13 protein-coding genes are annotated in these 16,258 nt (G+C 71.3%); 6 read left to right on the top strand and 7 right to left on the bottom strand.

All coding sequences use genetic code 11. The features are described 5' to 3' along the window. Nucleotides 1–85: 85 nt before the first annotated feature. Complete coding sequence (locus tag ACIRO3_RS10815; protein ID WP_404134788.1) at nt 86–1,525, bottom strand: MFS transporter; 1,440 nt, start codon at nt 1,523–1,525, stop codon at nt 86–88. 51 nt (nt 1,526–1,576) lie between these two features. On the opposite strand from ACIRO3_RS10815, the gene dusB reads away from it, so the two are divergent. The 3 genes from dusB to ACIRO3_RS10830 all read left to right on the top strand — a co-directional run bounded on the left by dusB (nt 1,577) and on the right by ACIRO3_RS10830 (nt 7,284). Then, nucleotides 1,577–2,719, top strand: a complete 1,143-nt coding sequence (dusB, locus tag ACIRO3_RS10820) for a tRNA dihydrouridine synthase DusB (RefSeq protein WP_361780299.1) — start codon at nt 1,577–1,579, stop codon at nt 2,717–2,719. Between the two features lie 365 nt (nt 2,720–3,084). Beyond that, on the top strand, nt 3,085–5,793 hold the full coding sequence (gene ppdK, locus ACIRO3_RS10825) for a pyruvate, phosphate dikinase (protein ID WP_361780296.1): 2,709 nt from the start codon (nt 3,085–3,087) through the stop codon (nt 5,791–5,793). Between the two features lie 438 nt (nt 5,794–6,231). Then, entirely contained in the window at nt 6,232–7,284 is a 1,053-nt protein-coding gene (locus ACIRO3_RS10830) for a helix-turn-helix domain-containing protein (protein ID WP_404134792.1), read from the top strand. Nucleotides 7,285–7,415: 131 nt separating this feature from the next. On the opposite strand, the gene ACIRO3_RS10835 is transcribed toward ACIRO3_RS10830, so the two are convergent. Next, a complete protein-coding gene (locus ACIRO3_RS10835; protein ID WP_404134795.1) occupies nt 7,416–8,576 on the bottom strand; it encodes an alkaline phosphatase PhoX in 1,161 nt (386 codons plus the stop codon). Between the two features lie 402 nt (nt 8,577–8,978). Between ACIRO3_RS10835 and ACIRO3_RS10840 the strand changes: the two genes are divergently transcribed. Continuing rightward, nucleotides 8,979–9,386 (top strand): VOC family protein, encoded by a 408-nt coding sequence (locus ACIRO3_RS10840; RefSeq protein ID WP_361780287.1) that lies wholly within the window; start codon nt 8,979–8,981, stop codon nt 9,384–9,386. Between the two features lie 3 nt (nt 9,387–9,389). Here the strand turns inward: ACIRO3_RS10840 and nirD are convergent, their stop codons facing one another. Both nirD and nirB read right to left on the bottom strand, forming a co-directional pair. Continuing rightward, entirely contained in the window at nt 9,390–9,725 is a 336-nt protein-coding gene (gene nirD, locus ACIRO3_RS10845) for a nitrite reductase small subunit NirD (protein WP_361780284.1), read from the bottom strand. Then, nucleotides 9,722–12,265 carry a nitrite reductase large subunit NirB gene (gene nirB, locus ACIRO3_RS10850; RefSeq protein ID WP_404134799.1) on the bottom strand — a complete coding sequence of 848 codons (2,544 nt, stop codon included), beginning with the start codon at nt 12,263–12,265 and terminating at the stop codon, nt 9,722–9,724. Before nirB ends, nirD begins: the two co-directional genes overlap by 4 nt. Before the next feature lie 301 nt (nt 12,266–12,566). On the opposite strand from nirB, the gene ACIRO3_RS10855 reads away from it, so the two are divergent. After that, entirely contained in the window at nt 12,567–13,343 is a 777-nt protein-coding gene (locus ACIRO3_RS10855) for a sulfite exporter TauE/SafE family protein (RefSeq protein WP_404134802.1), read from the top strand. A 212-nt stretch (nt 13,344–13,555) separates the two neighbouring features. Here ACIRO3_RS10855 and ACIRO3_RS10860 read toward each other — a convergent pair whose 3' ends face one another. Then, nucleotides 13,556–14,002, bottom strand: a complete 447-nt coding sequence (locus ACIRO3_RS10860) for an anthrone oxygenase family protein (RefSeq protein WP_404134804.1) — start codon at nt 14,000–14,002, stop codon at nt 13,556–13,558. A 91-nt stretch (nt 14,003–14,093) separates the two neighbouring features. On the opposite strand from ACIRO3_RS10860, the gene ACIRO3_RS10865 reads away from it, so the two are divergent. Beyond that, a complete protein-coding gene (locus tag ACIRO3_RS10865; protein WP_365999185.1) occupies nt 14,094–14,672 on the top strand; it encodes a TetR/AcrR family transcriptional regulator in 579 nt (192 codons plus the stop codon). Between the two features lie 33 nt (nt 14,673–14,705). On the opposite strand, the gene ACIRO3_RS10870 is transcribed toward ACIRO3_RS10865, so the two are convergent. After that, nucleotides 14,706–15,338: a class F sortase gene (locus tag ACIRO3_RS10870; RefSeq protein WP_404134808.1), complete on the bottom strand. Its 633-nt coding sequence runs from the start codon at nt 15,336–15,338 to the stop codon at nt 14,706–14,708. 172 nt (nt 15,339–15,510) lie between these two features. After that, nucleotides 15,511–16,053 (bottom strand): hypothetical protein, encoded by a 543-nt coding sequence (locus ACIRO3_RS10875; protein WP_404134810.1) that lies wholly within the window; start codon nt 16,051–16,053, stop codon nt 15,511–15,513. Nucleotides 16,054–16,258 lie beyond the last annotated feature (205 nt).

Raw genomic sequence — 16,258 nt, forward strand, 5'->3', positions numbered from 1 at the left:
AGACCGCCCCGGAACCGCGGGCCGCACGCGTACCCGGGGCCGCACCGGATGCGCGGGCCGCACCGGCACGGTCCGGCGGGACCGCCTACGAGACCCGCGAGTCGACGTCGCGGTTGGGGGCCTCCAGGGCGCTCGCCGTGCGCAGGGCCGTCGCGCGGGCCCAGGCGCCGGTGGTCAGCAGGCCGACCGCGAGGACCGAGACACCGCAGAGCGTGATGATCCACCAGGCGGGCCGGGTCGCCTCCGCGAAACCCGCGCCGCCGGACGTGCCGGCCGCGAGGACGGCGCCGATCACGGCGACGCCCAGGGTGGCCCCGGTCTGCCGGCTGGTGGAGGCCACCGCCGCCGCCACCCCCGCCTGGGCGCGCGGCATCCCGGACACGGCCGTGTTGGTGATCGGTACGTTGACCATGCCGAAGCCGAGCCCGAAGAGCACGTAGCCGGCGAACATCAGCGGGGTCGAGGTCTCGGCCGAGAACACCGCGAAGAGCAGCCCGCTGGCCGCCATCGTCACGCCGGCGATCACCAGCGGCAGCCGCGGCCCGGAGCGGGCGAGGAGCCGCCCGGACACGGGCGCGCAGAGGAAGGCCATCGCGGCCATCGGCAGCATGTACAACCCGGCGCCGAGGGCGTCGAGCTCGCGCACGTCCTGGAGGTAGAGCGTGTTCAGGAAGAGGAACCCGGACATCGCGGCGAAGGCGCTCACCGCGATCACCGTCGCTCCGCTGAAGGGGGCGCTGCGGAAGAACCGCGGGTCGATCAGCGGTTCGTCCCGACGGCTCTCGTGCAACAGCAGCCACACCAGGGTGACGACGGCGGTCAGCGCGCATCCGATGACCAGCGGCGAGGTCAAGCCGGCGGACGGGGCCTCGATGATCCCGTACGTCACCGAGCCCAGCAGCGCCATGACGAGCAGCTGGCCCACCGGGTCCGGGCGGCGCGCGTGTGCGGCCCGGGACTCGGGGACGTAGCGCAGGGTCAGGACGAGGGCGAGCAGCCCGATCGGCAGGTTGATCCAGAAGATGGAGCGCCAGCCGACCGAGTCGACGAGCAGCCCGCCGATCAGCGGGCCGGCGGCCATCGAGATGCCGACGACGGCCCCCCAGACGCCGATGGCGCGGGCGCGTTCCTTCGGGTCGGTGAAGGTGTTGGTGATGATCGACATGGCGACGGGGTTGAGCATCGAGCCGCCCACGGCCTGGAGCATGCGGAAGACGACGAGCCATTCCAGGCTCGGTGCGAGCGAGCACAGCAGGGAACCGGCGGTGAACAGCACCAGCCCCAGGGCGAAGATCCTGCGGCGCCCGAGCCGGTCGCCGGTGGATCCCGCCAGCATCAGCAGCGAGGCCAGCACGAGGGTGTACGCGTCGATCGTCCACTGCATCCCGGCCACCGAGGCGTCCAGATCGTGCCGGATGGAGGGCAGGGCGACGTTGAGGACGGTGGTGTCGAGACTGACGATGAGCAGGCTCATGCAGCAGATCGCCAGGACGAGAGTGCGCCGCCCGGGGCTCAAGTCACGCATGTTGCCGATAGTACGACTAACTAACGACATGCGTGATGCGACAATGGGCGGATGACCACGCTTCCTCCGCCTCTCGCGATCGGCCCGCACACCGTGCAGCCCCCGGTGGTGCTCGCGCCGATGGCCGGCATCACCAATGCCCCGTTCCGTACCCTCTGCCGCGAGTTCTCGGGCGGCAAGGGGCTGTTCGTGAGCGAGATGATCACGACCCGCGCCCTGGTCGAGCGCAACGACAAGACCATGCAACTGATCCACTTCGACGAGACCGAGAAACCTCGCTCGATTCAGCTGTACGGGGTGGACCCCGTCACGGTCGGCAAGGCCGTCCGGATGATCGTCGAAGAGGACCGGGCCGACCACATCGACCTCAACTTCGGCTGTCCCGTCCCCAAGGTCACCCGCAAGGGTGGCGGCTCCGCCCTCCCGTACAAGCGCAACCTGCTGCGCGCGATCCTGCGCGAGGCCGTCGCGGGCGCCGGGGACCTGCCCGTCACCATGAAGATGCGCAAGGGCATCAACGACGACCACCTCACCTACCTCGACGCCGGTCGGATCGCCGTCGAGGAGGGCGTGACCGCCATCGCCCTGCACGGGCGCACCACCGCCCAGCACTACGGCGGCACCGCCGACTGGGACGCCATCGCGCGGCTCAAGGAGCACGTGCCGGAGATCCCGGTCCTAGGCAACGGGGACATCTGGTGCGCCGAGGACGCGCTGCGCATGGTGCGCGAGACCGGCTGCGACGGGGTGGTCGTCGGACGCGGCTGCCTGGGGCGGCCGTGGCTGTTCAACGACCTGGTGGCGGCCTTCGAGGGGCGCCCCGAGGACTTCCACAAGCCGACGCTGCGCGAGGTCGCGGCGACGATGCACCGGCATGCCCGGCTGCTGGGGGAGTGGATCGGCGACGAGGCGCGCGGGGTGATCGACTTCCGTAAGCACGTGGCCTGGTACCTCAAGGGCTTCGCCGTGGGCTCCGAGATGCGGGGCAAGCTCGCGGTCGCGTCCTCCCTGGCCGAGTTGGACGCTCATCTGAGCGAGCTCGATCTGGATCAAGGCTGGCCCGAGAGCGCCGACGGTCCGCGCGGCCGGACGTCCGGAAACAACCGGGTTGTCCTGCCCGAGGGCTGGTTGAACGATCCTTACGACTGCGCCGGCGTCGGCGAGGAAGCCGAGCTGGACACCTCAGGAGGCTGACAAATCGCCCTCCGTGCCGCGTGATATACGCCACGCATGGGACAGGTTTCGCTCAGATGAGCACAGAAGTCACGGATAAGACTTTCAAAGGGTGGCACTGGGTGCCACCCTTTGTGCGTTCAACTCTTGAACGCAAATGTATCGATGATCGCTCATCCGAGCGTGATCAGGCCTCAATCGACCCCTCTCCCTTCGGGATCCGAACGCTCTTCGTACTTTCACATTACTCATCGGTTACTTTCGAATGGCTGGCGCACGGGTGGTTACGGCCGTATGACGACCAAGTGGACGTACCCATAAGCCTTCGATCTGGGTATGTTCCTGGCCGTCAGGGCAGCCACCGAGTCCTCGAGGAGTCGAGACCCGTGTCGGAAAACAAAGATCAGAAGCTCGTCTACGACTTCACCGAGGGCAACCGGGACCTCAAGGACCTTCTCGGCGGCAAGGGAGCCAACCTCGCCGAGATGACCAACCTGGGTCTGCCGGTCCCCCCCGGCTTCACCATCACCACCGAGGCCTGCAAGGTCTACCTCGACAGCGGCGAGGCCCCGGCCGAGCTGCGCGACGAGGTCAGCGCGCACCTCGCCGCCCTCGAGGCGAAGATGGGCAAGAAGCTCGGTCAGTCGGACGACCCGCTGCTGGTCTCCGTGCGCTCCGGCGCGAAGTTCTCGATGCCCGGCATGATGGACACCGTCCTGAACATCGGGCTCTCCGACGACTCCGTGACCGGCCTCGCCGCCCAGTCCGGCGACGAGCGCTTCGCGTGGGACTCCTACCGCCGCCTCATCCAGATGTTCGGCAAGACCGTCCTGGGCGTCGAGGGCGAGCTGTTCGAGGACGCCCTGGAGGCCGCCAAGGCCGCCAAGAAGGTCACCGTCGACACCGACCTCGACGCCGCCGACCTGAAGAAGCTCGTCAAGCAGTTCAAGAAGATCGTCGCGAGCCAGGCCGGCCGTGAGTTCCCGCAGGACCCCCGCGAGCAGATGGACCTCGCCGTCGAGGCGGTCTTCGACTCCTGGAACACCGACCGCGCCAAGCTCTACCGCCGCCAGGAGCGCATCCCCGGCGACCTGGGCACCGCGGTCAACATCTGCTCCATGGTCTTCGGCAACCTGGGCCCCGACTCCGGCACCGGCGTCGCCTTCACCCGCGACCCGGCCAGCGGCCACCAGGGCGTCTACGGCGACTACCTGCAGAACGCCCAGGGCGAGGACGTGGTCGCGGGCATCCGCAACACCGTCCCGCTGGCGGACCTGGAGGGCATCGACAAGGCCTCCTACGACCAGCTCATGACGATCATGGAGACGCTGGAGACCCACTACAAGGATCTCTGCGACATCGAGTTCACCATCGAGCGCGGCCAGCTGTGGATGCTCCAGACCCGCGTAGGCAAGCGCACCGCCGGCGCCGCCTTCCGCATCGCCACCCAGCTCGTGGACCAGGGCCTGATCGACGAGGCCGAGGCGCTCCAGCGCGTCACCGGTCACCAGCTCGCGCAGCTGATGTTCCCGCGCTTCGACGAGGACGCCAAGACCACCCTGCTGGGCCGCGGCATCGCCGCCTCCCCGGGCGCGGCCGTCGGCAAGGCCGTCTTCGACTCGTACACGGCCGTCAAGTGGTCCCGCTCGGGCGAGAAGGTCATCCTGATCCGCCGCGAGACCAACCCGGACGACCTGGACGGCATGATCGCCTCCGAGGGCATCCTGACCTCGCGCGGCGGCAAGACCTCGCACGCCGCCGTCGTCGCCCGCGGCATGGGCAAGACCTGTGTCTGCGGCGCCGAGGAGCTCGACGTCGACACCAAGCGCCGCCGGATGACGGTCGGCGACACGGTCATCGAAGAGGGCGACGTCGTCTCCATCGACGGCTCCACGGGCAAGGTCTACCTCGGTGAGGTACCCGTCGTACCGTCCCCGGTCGTCGAGTACTTCGAGGGCCGCATGCACGCCGGCGCCGACGACGCCGACGAGCTGGTCGCCGCCGTGCACCGGATCATGGCGTACGCGGACCGCGTGCGCCGCCTGCGGGTGCGCGCCAACGCCGACAACGCCGAGGACGCGCTGCGCGCCCGCCGCTTCGGAGCCCAGGGCATCGGCCTGTGCCGCACCGAGCACATGTTCCTCGGCGAACGCCGTGAACTGGTGGAGCGACTCATCCTCGCGGACACCGACGGAGAGCGCGAAGAGGCACTCAGTGCCCTGCTGCCGCTTCAGAAGAAGGACTTCGTCGAGCTGTTCGAGGCGATGGACGGCCTGCCCGTCACGGTCCGCCTCCTGGACCCGCCGCTGCACGAGTTCCTGCCCGACATCACCGAGCTGTCGGTCCGCGTCGCCCTCGCCGAGTCCCGCAAGGACGCCAACGAGAACGACCTGCGCCTGCTCCAGGCCGTGCACAAGCTGCACGAGCAGAACCCGATGCTGGGTCTGCGCGGCGTCCGCCTCGGCCTGGTCATCCCCGGCCTGTTCAAGATGCAGGTCCGGGCGATCGCCGAGGCCGCCGCCGAACGCAAGAACGCCAAGGGCGACCCGCGCGCCGAGATCATGGTCCCGCTCGTGGGCACCGTCCAGGAGCTGGAGATCGTCCGCGACGAGGCCGACCAGGTCATCGCCGAGGTCGAGGCCGCCACCGGCACCCGCCTCAAGCTGAGCATCGGCACCATGATCGAGCTGCCGCGCGCCGCGCTGACCGCCGGTCAGATCGCCGAGGCCGCGCAGTTCTTCTCCTTCGGCACGAACGACCTGACCCAGACGGTGTGGGGCTTCTCCCGCGACGACGTCGAGGCCAGCTTCTTCACCGCGTACCTGGAGAAGGGCATCTTCGGGGTCTCGCCCTTCGAGACCATCGACAAGGACGGCGTGGGCGCGCTGGTCCGCAGCGCCGTCGAGGCCGGCCGGGCCACCCGCCCCGACCTCAAGCTCGGCGTCTGCGGCGAGCACGGCGGCGACCCCGAGTCGGTGCACTTCTTCCACGAGGTCGGCCTCGACTACGTCTCCTGCTCGCCGTTCCGGATCCCGGTGGCGCGCCTGGAAGCGGGCCGCGCAGCCGCCGAGTCCAAGGGCTCGGACAGCCGCTGAGCCCTCCCTGAGCCGGGTTCCGCAACGGCTCGGTCGGGCACGAACCCTTCCGAGTCGAACCGGTTCCCAAGACCGCGCCCGTCCCCGGGATTCCTGACCACCGGGGCCGGGCGCGGCCTGCTTTCGCACGAGGAATATTCACCGGGCCTTTACGGCACCAGGCGGTGGACGGATCCCCACCCGTCCACCGCCTGCCGCCTATCCGCCGGACACGTCGGCGCTTCCCGGTGCGACCGACCGCCAGGCCCCGCAAAGCCCCCCACGGCCTTCACGGAGCGTTTCGGTCGCACTGGAGTGTGCCCGGCGGAGTACAGGATTTCGGTTGTCACGCCCCCGCCGAAAGGGGTTTCAACTGTGGCCGAAAGGGCGTGGTGACCACGTGTGACGGCATGCATACTCATGAGGCGGGGGGATTGCGGTTGCACAGGTGGGGGTTCGGTGCTTCGTATCCATTTCACGGGAGTGGACCTCGCACGCGTACGGATGGCAGCACGTCCCGATGCGTTGTGGGAAACGATTCTCAGTTTTCACCGTTTAAGGGACCGGCGTGATGCCCGGCTGTTCGGTGAATGGCGTACGGAAACCCGGAGCCGGTTGAATGGTGAAACAAGGCTCCTCGGTGCGCTGATACCGGGGCGCGGTTATTTCCCGGATTTCCTGACTCCGGTAGAGGGTCAGTACGGGTGGGACGTGGGGCTCGACGCGCTGCGCGGGATCCGACCCGAACGCATGCGGCGGGAGCTGGCGTTGCTGGGCACGGGAGCCGGTCTCGGGGCGGCCTTCGGCATGCCCTCGGGGGTGAGCGACGGCGCCGACACGCTGGTTCCGCGACGCCTGCGGGAGTTCATGGACGGCGGGACCAAACACCTGCCGAGGCTCCTGGCGGAACTCCGCGGATACCACCGGGCGGCCGTCGAGCCGTACTGGACGCACATCCAGGCGCAGATCGAGGCCGAGCGGGCCGCCCGCGGCCGCGACCTGTTGGACGGCGGCGCGGACGAACTGCTGGCCTCGCTGCCGCCGACGCTGCGCTGGCGCGCCCCGGTCCTGGAGTGCGACTACCCGGTGGACCGGGACGTGCGGCTGCGGGGGCGGGGGCTGCTGCTCCAGCCCTCCTTCTTCTGCCGGCGCACGGCGGTGACCCTGCAGGACCCGGAGCTGCCGCCGGTGCTGGTCTACCCGGCGGCGGCCCAACTCGCCTCGACGACACCCGGGGGCGAGGTCACCCGGCCGGTCGAGGAGCACCGCCAGCGCACGCTCGGCAAGCTGGTGGGGCACACCCGCTCGGTGGTGCTGCGGGCCATCGGCGACGGCGCCACCACCAGCGAACTGGCCCGCCGGGCCGGGGTCTCCCTGGCCTCGGCGAGCCAGCACGCCTGTGTGATGCGCGAGGCGGGCCTGGTCACCACTCTGCGGCGCGGCAACGCGGTGCTGCACACGGTGACCCCGTTGGGCGCGGCCCTGCTCAAGGGCGGGGCCGTGGCGTCCTGAGGCCTGGCGCGTCGTGGCGCCGGGTGCGTCCTGAGGTCCGGTGCGTCGCGGGGTCCGGCGCGGCCTGTGGCCCCCGGGTGCGGCCGTACCGGCCGGGTCCGCGCCCGGCCGGCCGCCGCGAGGCCCGGGCCCTACACGCGGAAGGGGCCCGAGACCTCGTATGTGATGCCGCCGGAGGAGCTGCCGCTCGTCCCGCGCTGACTGCTGAAGTACAGGCGGTTGCCCGCGGGGGAGAAGGCGGGGCCGGTGATCTCGGAGGACGACTGGCCGGTGATCCGCAGGAAGGGGGCCACCACGTCGTCCGGGGTGATCACGCAGATCTCCATGGAGCCACCGTCCTCGGCGACGTAGAGGTCCCCGTACGAGGAGCCGGTGACGTTGTCCACGCCGGTCAGCGGGGCCGCTCCGCCGGGGACCAGCGAGTCGTCGTAGGTCAACTCGTAGGTTCCCGAGGCCAGGTTCAGCTGCCAGACCCGGTTGTCTCCCTTGGTGGTGAACCAGACCGTGTCGTTGGCGTAGTGGCAGCCCTCGCCGCCGTTGAACTTCTTGGCCCCGGAGACCTGGCTGCGGGTGACGGTCGGGGAACCGTCCGGGTCGGGGACGGTGGCCCAGGTGAAGGAGCCGGAGGTGGCGCTGCCGGCCTTGAGGACCTGGAGGGTGCCGGAGGACAGGTCGCCCCAGGTGGTGGGGACGAAGCGGTAGAAGCAGCCGTTCGTCTCGTCCTCGGTCAGGTAGACCACCTTGCGGACGGGATCGGCGGCGGCCGCCTCGTGCTTGAAGCGGCCCATCGCGGGCCGCTGGACGGACGCGTCGACCCCGTACGGGTCGGTCTCGTACACGTGGCCGCGGTCGACCTCCTCACAGGACAGCCAGGTGTTCCAGGGGGTCTTGCCGCCGGCGCAGTTCTGCCGGGTGCCGGAAAGGATCCGGTAGGCGCCGGTGACGGTGCCGGAGGAGTCGAACCGCACGGCGCTCGCGCCGCCGCTCGGGTTGATCTCCGAGTTCGACACGTAGATCCAGCCCGTGCCGTCGGTGAAGCAGGCGCCGCCGTCGGGAGCCTGGTGCCAGGTGTACGAGGTGCCGCCGACGGCCTGCCCGGAACGGGCGACGACGCGACTCGTGAAGCCGGCGGGCAGCATGATGCCGTTGGCGTCGGCCGCGCCGAGCGCCCCGTACGGACCGGCACCGGGCTGGGCGGGGGCGGCGTAGGCGGCTCCGTGCGTCAGCGTGCCGGCGAAGGCGGCGGCCGAGGTGCCGATGACGGCGCCGCGCAGGAAGGTACGACGTTCCACGGGTCACTCCTGAGGGAGGGGGCCTCGTCGTCCGGGTGGGCGGCGAGGTCGCACGCGTCGAGGAACCTAGAGGCGTCGAGTTGACGTGACGTCAATTCCTCATGACGCGCGAGCGACCTGTGCGAGGTCAATCCCCCGGCGGCGACTTCGGGAGTTCGGGGACGCCGTCGGACGCGGTCCGCTCGCGCGGGCACCGCGCGCGACGGCCCGACCCGCGCCCGTGCGTCCCGCGCCCGCCCGACCCGCGCCCGTGCGTCCCGTGCGTCCCATGCATCCCGTGCATCCCGTGCGAGATCCTCGGAAACTTCTTCGCCGGGACCGATGAGTTTCGCCGGCGCCCGCGGTCCAACCCTCGAACACCACGCACACCGCACCAGCCTCCGCGAGAGAAGAGAGACCGAGATGTCCTCCACCATGATCTTCGTCAACCTGCCGGTCAAGGACCTCGACGCCAGCAAGGCCTTCTGGGGCAAGCTCGGCTACTCCTTCAACGCCCAGTTCACCGACGAGAACTGCGCCTCGATGGTCATCAGCGACACGATCGTCGCGATGCTCCTCACCGAGGCCCGCTTCAAGGACTTCACCCACAAGGCCGTCACCGACACCGCCACCAACACCGAGGTGCTGCTGTGTCTGAGCGCCGAGAGCCGCGCCGCGGTCGACGAGCTGGTCGACGGAGCCCTCGGCGCGGGCGCCACCGAGCCGCGCCCCGCCCAGGACCACGGCGTCATGTACGGCCGCGCCTTCGAGGACCTCGACGGCCACACCTGGGAGATCATGTGGATGGACCCGGCGATGATCCAGGGCTGAACCTCAGACGGAGGCCGCGGCGGTCCGCACCGGGTAGGTCCGGACCGCCACCTCCTCGTCGTCCAGGCAGCGCCCCGACTCCAGGTCGAAACGCTGCTTGAGCAGGGGCGACGCCACGAACGGCCGGCCCTGCGCACACCCCACCAGCCCCCGGGACAACACGTGCGCGCCGGTGAAGGGGTCCTGGTTGCCGATGGCGTACGGGCGTCCCGCGCGGTCGAGGAACACCGCGGCCTGACTCCCGTCGGGCAGCAGCGCCGCGACCCCGCGCCCCGGCACCAGCGAGGACAGTTCGCACACGGCGAGCCAGCGCTCGTCCAGCCTCAGTTCCACGGTCATCGGGTGCCTCCCACGGGCTCCAGGGTCAAGATCGCCAGGTCGGGCTTGACCTGGTCGCGTTCGGGTACGAACCGCACCGTCGGGTCGGGAGCGCCGGGCGCGTTGACGAAGGACACGAACCGACCCAGCCGCTCCGGATCCCGAAGGGTCTCGGCCCACTCGTCGCGGTAGTGCGCCACGTGGTCGGCCATCAGCGCCTCCAGTTCCGCGCACAGCCCGAGCGAGTCGTACACGATCACGTCCCGCAGGTGGTCGAGACCGCCCTCCAGCCGCTCCAGCCAGGTGGACGTGCGCTCCAGCCGGTCGGCCGTGCGGATGTAGAACATCAGGAACCGGTCGATGAGCCGGACCAGTTCGGCGTCGGACAGGTCCTGGGCCAGCAGGTCGGCGTGGCGCGGGGTGGCCCCGCCGTTGCCGCCGACGTAGAGGTTCCAGCCACTCGCTGTGGCGATGACCCCGAAGTCCTTGCTCTGCGCCTCCGCGCACTCGCGGGCGCAGCCGGACACCGCCGACTTCAGCTTGTGCGGGGCCCGCAGGCCCCGGTAGCGCAACTCCAGGTCGATGGCCATCCGGACGCTGTCCTGCACCCCGTAGCGGCACCAGGTCTGCCCGACGCAGGACTTCACCGTCCGCAGGGCCTTGCCGTAGGCGTGCCCCGACTCGAAACCCGCGTCGACCAGCCGCGCCCAGATCCGCGGGAGCTGGTCCACGCTCGCCCCGAAGAGGTCGATGCGCTGCCCGCCGGTGATCTTCGTGTAGAGACCGAAGTCGCGGGCCACCTCGCCGATCACGATCAGCTTGTCGGGGGTGATCTCCCCGCCGGGGATGCGCGGGACGACCGAGTACGAGCCGTTGCGCTGCAGGTTCGCCAGGAAGTGGTCATTGGTGTCCTGGAGGGCGGCCTGCTCCCCGTCCAGGACGTAGCCGCTCGCGCCGAGCAGCGGGGCCAGGGAGGCGATGATCGACCCGACGGTCGGCTTGCAGACCTCGCAGCCGTCGCCGCCCCGGGCGTCCTCGCGGCCGTGGGCGTCCAGGATCTCCCGGTACGAGGTCAGCCGGCGGGTGCGGACGATCTCGTACAACTCGGCCCGGGTGAAGGGGAAACAGCCGCACAGGCCCTTGTCGGCGGCGGCCGGCAGCAGCTGTCCGATGACCTTGAGGCAACTTCCGCAGCCGGTGCCCGCCTTGGTGCACTTCTTGACCTCGGGGAGGTCGGCGCAGTCGGCGATGGTCTTCTTCGTGACGTTGTGGCAGGAGCAGATCACCGCCCCGTCCGGGAGCGCCGACGGGCCGAGCGCGACGGGCGCGCCGACCCCCGCGGGCAGCACCAATTGCTCCGGGGTGACGGGCGGCACGCTGCCGGTGAGCGGGCGCAGCAGCCCGTAGGAGTCCGCGTCCCCGACCAGGACCCCGCCGAGCAGCACCCCGTCGGGGGCGACGACCAGCTTCTTGTAGACGCCGGACCGGGCGTCGGAGTAGACGACGTCGAGGCAGCCCGGGGTGGTGCCGTGCGCGTCGCCGAAGGAGGCCACGTCCACACCGAGCAGCTTCAGCTTGGTGGACAGGTCGGCGCCGGTGAACTCCCTCGCCCGCCCCAGCAGGTCGTCGGCGGCCGTCTCCGCCATCTCGTAGCCGGGCGCGACCAGCCCGTAGACCCGGCCGTCGCAGGCCAGCGCGCACTCGCCGATGGCGTAGACGCGCGGGTCGGAGGTACGGCAGCGGGCGTCGACGCCGATCCCGCCGCGCTCCCCGACGGCCAGCCCGCTGTCACGGGCCAGTTGGTCGCGGGGACGCACCCCGGCGGAGAAGACCACGAGTTCGGTGTCCACGGTGGATCCGTCGGAGAGCCTCATGCCGGTGACCGAGCCGTCCTCGCCGGTGAGCACCTCCTGGGTGCCGACGCCGGTGTGCACCGTCAGCCCCATGTTCTCGATGGTGCGCAGCAGCGCCCCGCCGCCGCCGTCGTCGACCTGCACGGGCATCAGGCGCGGGGCGAACTCGACGACGCGGGTGACCAGCCCCAGCCCCTGCAGGGCGCCCGCCGCCTCCAGCCCGAGGAGCCCCCCGCCGACGACCGCGCCCGCGGTACGGGTCTTCGCGTACTCCTCGATGGCCAGCAGGTCCTCGATGGTGCGGTACACGAAGCAGCCGGGGGCGTCGTGGCCGGGGACGGGCGGCACGAAGGGGAAGCTGCCGGTGGCCAGGACGAGCACGTCGTACGGGAACACCCGCCCGGAGCGGGAGACGACGGTGCGGGCTTCCCGGTCGATGCGCTCGGCCGGGTCCCCGAGGTGCAGGTCGATCCCGTGCTCGGCCATGAACCCGTCCGGGACCATCGACAGGTCCTCGGGGGTGCTGCCGGAGAAGTACGAGGTCAGGTGGACCCGGTCGTAGGCGGGTCGGGGCTCCTCGCACAGCACGGTGACCCGGTGCGTGGCCGTGGCCCCGCGCTCGGCGAGGGCCTCCAGGTAGCGCTGGCCGACCATGCCGTGGCCGATGAGGACGATGGCGGGGGTGGGCGTGGGCGTGGCTGCGGCCATGATCAGGAGCCTCCGTCGTCGGTGGGCAGCTCGGTGAGCAGGGGGGACGGGCCGCTGCGGATCACCGCCGTGCACTGCCGCTTCGCTGTCATGGCACGAGCGTGCGCGGCCGCTGTTTCCCCGCCGCATCGCCGCTGTTACCCGGACGGAACGCGCACCTCAGCGCCGGGGGCGAGGGTCGGTGAGGCGTTCCTCGACGCCGCCGGCTCCCGACCGGGCGCCGAGTCGGCAAAGCTCAACCTTTGCGCAAGTTTCCGGCGATCGATGGTTCGTGCACCCATCCGTTGCCTAGGGTCGGGCCGTGCCTGACATATCCACGACCATGATCGTCGTCCTCTGCGTGGCCGCCGCCGCGGCCGGCTGGATCGACGCGGTGGTGGGCGGCGGCGGCCTGCTGCTCCTGCCCGCCCTGCTGCTCGGCCTGCCGAACGCCCACCCCGCCACCGTCCTCGGGACGAACAAGGCGGTGGCCATCGTCGGCACGGCGGGAGCCGCCGTGACGTACGTCCGCAAGGCGCCGGTGAACGTGAAGGTGGCCGTCCGCATCGGGCTCGCCGCGCTCGTCGGGTCGATGGGCGGCGCCGCGCTGGCCGGCGGCATCAGCAAGGACGCGCTGCGGCCCCTGATCATGGGCGTGCTGGTCGTGGTCGCGGGCGTGGTCATCTTCAAGCCGGGCTTCGGCGCCGCCCCCTCCACGGCGCCCGTGAGCCGACGCCGCGTGCTGCTGGCCATCGGCCTGGCGGGCCTCGGCATCGGCTTCTACGACGGCCTCATCGGCCCCGGCACCGGAACCTTCCTCGTGCTGGCCCTGACCGCGCTGCTCCACCTCGACCTGGTGACCGCCTCGGCCACCGCCAAGATCGTCAACTGCTGCACGAACGCGGGGGCGCTGGCGATGTTCGCGTACCAGGGAATGGTGCTGTGGCAGCTCGCCGCCCTGATGGCGGTCTTCAACCTGGTGGGCGGCATGATCGGGGCCCGGATGGCCCTCAGCAAGGGCAGCGGATTCGTCCGTGCCGTGCTGCTGACGGTGGTCGGGGCGCTGGTGGTGAAGCTCGGCATCGAGCAGTGGGGCTGAGCGGCCGCCCGGCCCGCGGAGCGGACGCCCCGGCCCCCTCAGCGCCCCGCCCGCAGAGCGCCCCGGGGCGGTGGGCGACCGCCGGCCCGGGCCGCACTCCCGGCCCGGGCCACACACCGTGTCCGGCCGCCCCGGCCGACCCGGGCCGCCCCGGGCCGTCCCGGCGACCCGCGCGGGATCGTGCGCCACCCGCGTGGTGTCGGCCCGCGGGCTCAGGCGAGGGCGGCGACCATCAGGGCGAACGCGGCGATGATGACGGCGACGCGGACGTAGTGGTAGCGGTCCCAGCGGTTCATCTGCTCCTTCCAGTCGGCGGGCCGGTTCTCGGCGGTCCACGTCTTGCCCCGGTTGTTGATCGGGACGAGCAGCAGGAGCGACATGACCACGCTGAGGATCAGCAGCGCGCCGGCGGTGACGAGGAGTCCGGCGCCGTCGTGGTTCCGTGCGGCGAAGGCCCAGATCGCGACGAGGACGAGCGAGCCGATGTACCAGACCGGCATGACGGCGCCGAGCATCCGGCCGCCGTGGCTCCGCCCGCGTTGGTTGCTGTCGTCGGGGAGGGCGTTGAGGATCGGGTTGATGACGAAGGCGACGGAGAACTCCACTCCCACCATCAGACCGACGATCACGGTGGTGACGATCTCAAGTGCGTCGAGCATGACTACCTTTCCTGGGACCTAGCGTTGCTAGATGATGAGGCAAAGCTAATACTGGCGCCGCTTGATTGTCTAGCGATGCTAGGATCGAATCATGTCGGTACAGGAACGCAAGGAGCGCGAACGAGCGGTCCGCGAGCGCCTCATCGTGGCGACGGCCCGCGAACTCGCCGAGCAGCAGGGCTGGGACGCGGTCACCACCCGCCGGCTCGCCGAGCGCATCGAGTACAGCCAGCCCGTCCTCTACAGCCACTTCCGCGGCAAGCGCGAGATCATCGGGGCCGTCGCCCTGGAGGGCGCCGCCGAGATGGCCGCGGCGCTGCGGGCCGCGGCCTCCGCCGCGGCCGGTCGGCGCGCCCGGGTCGCCGCCCTCGCCCGCGCCTACCTCGGCTTCGCCGAGCGCAATCCGGCGGTCTACGACGCGATGTTCCAACTCGACGGCGGCCTGGCGTTCGCCGACGAGAAGACCCCGGAGCCTCTGAAGGACGCCTTCGCCGCCCTGCTGGAGACCCTCGGCGAGGTCGCCGGGGAAGGCGTCCACCCGGGGCTGTTCACCGAGGTGTTCTGGGCGGCCCTGCACGGGCTGGCGACCCTGACCCGGGCGGGACGGCTCCCCGTGGAGGACGCCGAACGGAGAGCCGAGCTGCTGGTGGACCGGCTCGCCGTGCTCTGACGCGCCGTGGGGCGAGCAACCCCGCTACGCGCCCTAACGGGTTCCCGTCAGGTGCGCGAAGACGACCACGTTGCCCCGGTAGCCGGTGCGGGGGGAGAAGCCGCCGCCGCAGGTGATCACCCGGAGTTCGGCGCGCGGCGAAGGACCGTACACGCGGGCGTCGGGGAAGTCCTCGGCGGCGTGGACCTCCACGGCGTGGACGCTGAACACGGCTGTTTGTCCGTCCGCGCGCGCCACCTCGATCGCGGCTCCGCGGTGCAGCGCGCCCAGGTGGTAGAAGACGGCCGGACCCGTGGTGTGGTCGACGTGTCCGGCGACGACGGCCGTGCCGACGGCGCCCGGGGTGACGCCCTCCCGATACCACCCCGCGAGGTTGCGCCGGGCGGGCGGCGGCACTTGGAGGCTGCCGTCGCGCTCCAGGCCCAGCCCGGTCAGCGGGGAGTCCACGCGGATGGCGGGGATCCGGATCCGGGTGGGCGGGGAGCCCGGGAGCGGATCGATGCCGCCGGGGTACGAGGCCTGGGCGCTCAGCGTGTTCAGGGCCTCGGCGGGGGAGGGCAGCGGGGGTCCCACGGTCTCGGCGGAGCCGCTGGAGACGAGCCAGACGCCGACGCAGGCGGCCAGGGCGAGGAGCCCGCCGCGGCCGGCGGCGCGGGAGGTGTCCATGTCTGCCCCCTTGCGCTCGGCGCGGTGATCCCGCGCGCGGGGCGGCTGTGGCTGACGCGCGGCGATCCTGTGGCTGAGCCGTCGCCCGGCCCCGCGAACGGGGGGACCTCGCGGGGCGGGCGACGGTATGCGGTACCGGTCGGACCGCGGCCGAAGCCGCGGCGGGCCTCCGTCAGCTCTGCGTGCCGCTCGCCCGGCGACGCAGGAGCCAGGTACCGCACACGGCGGCCGCGGCCAGGACGGCCGCTCCCGCCGTGATCTTGGCGGGGTTGGCGGTGGTGGTCGTCCCACCACCCACCCCGGTGTTGACGTGACCCTGGGGGCCGCGTTCGGTGACGACCAGATCGCCGCTGGCGAACTTGCCGTTGGCACAGGTCACACCGATGTCGTAGGTGCCGGGCCGGTGGTGGCGGGAGACCTGGAACTGCCCCACGACGACCTCCTTGTGAGTGCCCGGGACCAGCTTGAAGCGGCCGCCGCCGACGGTGGTGGCGTCACCGTCGGCGGTACTGCCGGGACCGCACGCGTCGGTGTTCACGGTGACGGTGGCCCCGGCGGCGGCGGACTTGGGCCACACCTCCAGCGGGGCGAAGTCGCCCGCGACGAAGCCGGGCATGCCGAGGTCCGCGGCGGCGACCGCTCCGGCGACCGGGCCGGTGAAGGCGACGGCGGTCAGCGCGGTGGCGGTGAGCACGTGTGCGGTGCGTCGGCGCATGGGGACTCCTCGGGACGCGGGGTCGTGATCCCGAGGTAACCCGGGGTGGCGCCGTCGTGCCTGCTGATGCTGTGTCAGGTATGCCGGTCTGGCGGGCATCACCGCAGGTCAAGGCCGGTGTCGTGGGCATCGACGGCGCCCGTCCGGACGGGTGAACGACCTCCGATCCGCCCGTCCGCGGGCCGGCCCTCGGCGTCCCCGCGCC

Origin of the sequence: Streptomyces sp. NPDC102278 (assembly GCF_044766345.1) — a bacterium.
GTDB lineage: Bacteria > Actinomycetota > Actinomycetes > Streptomycetales > Streptomycetaceae > Streptomyces.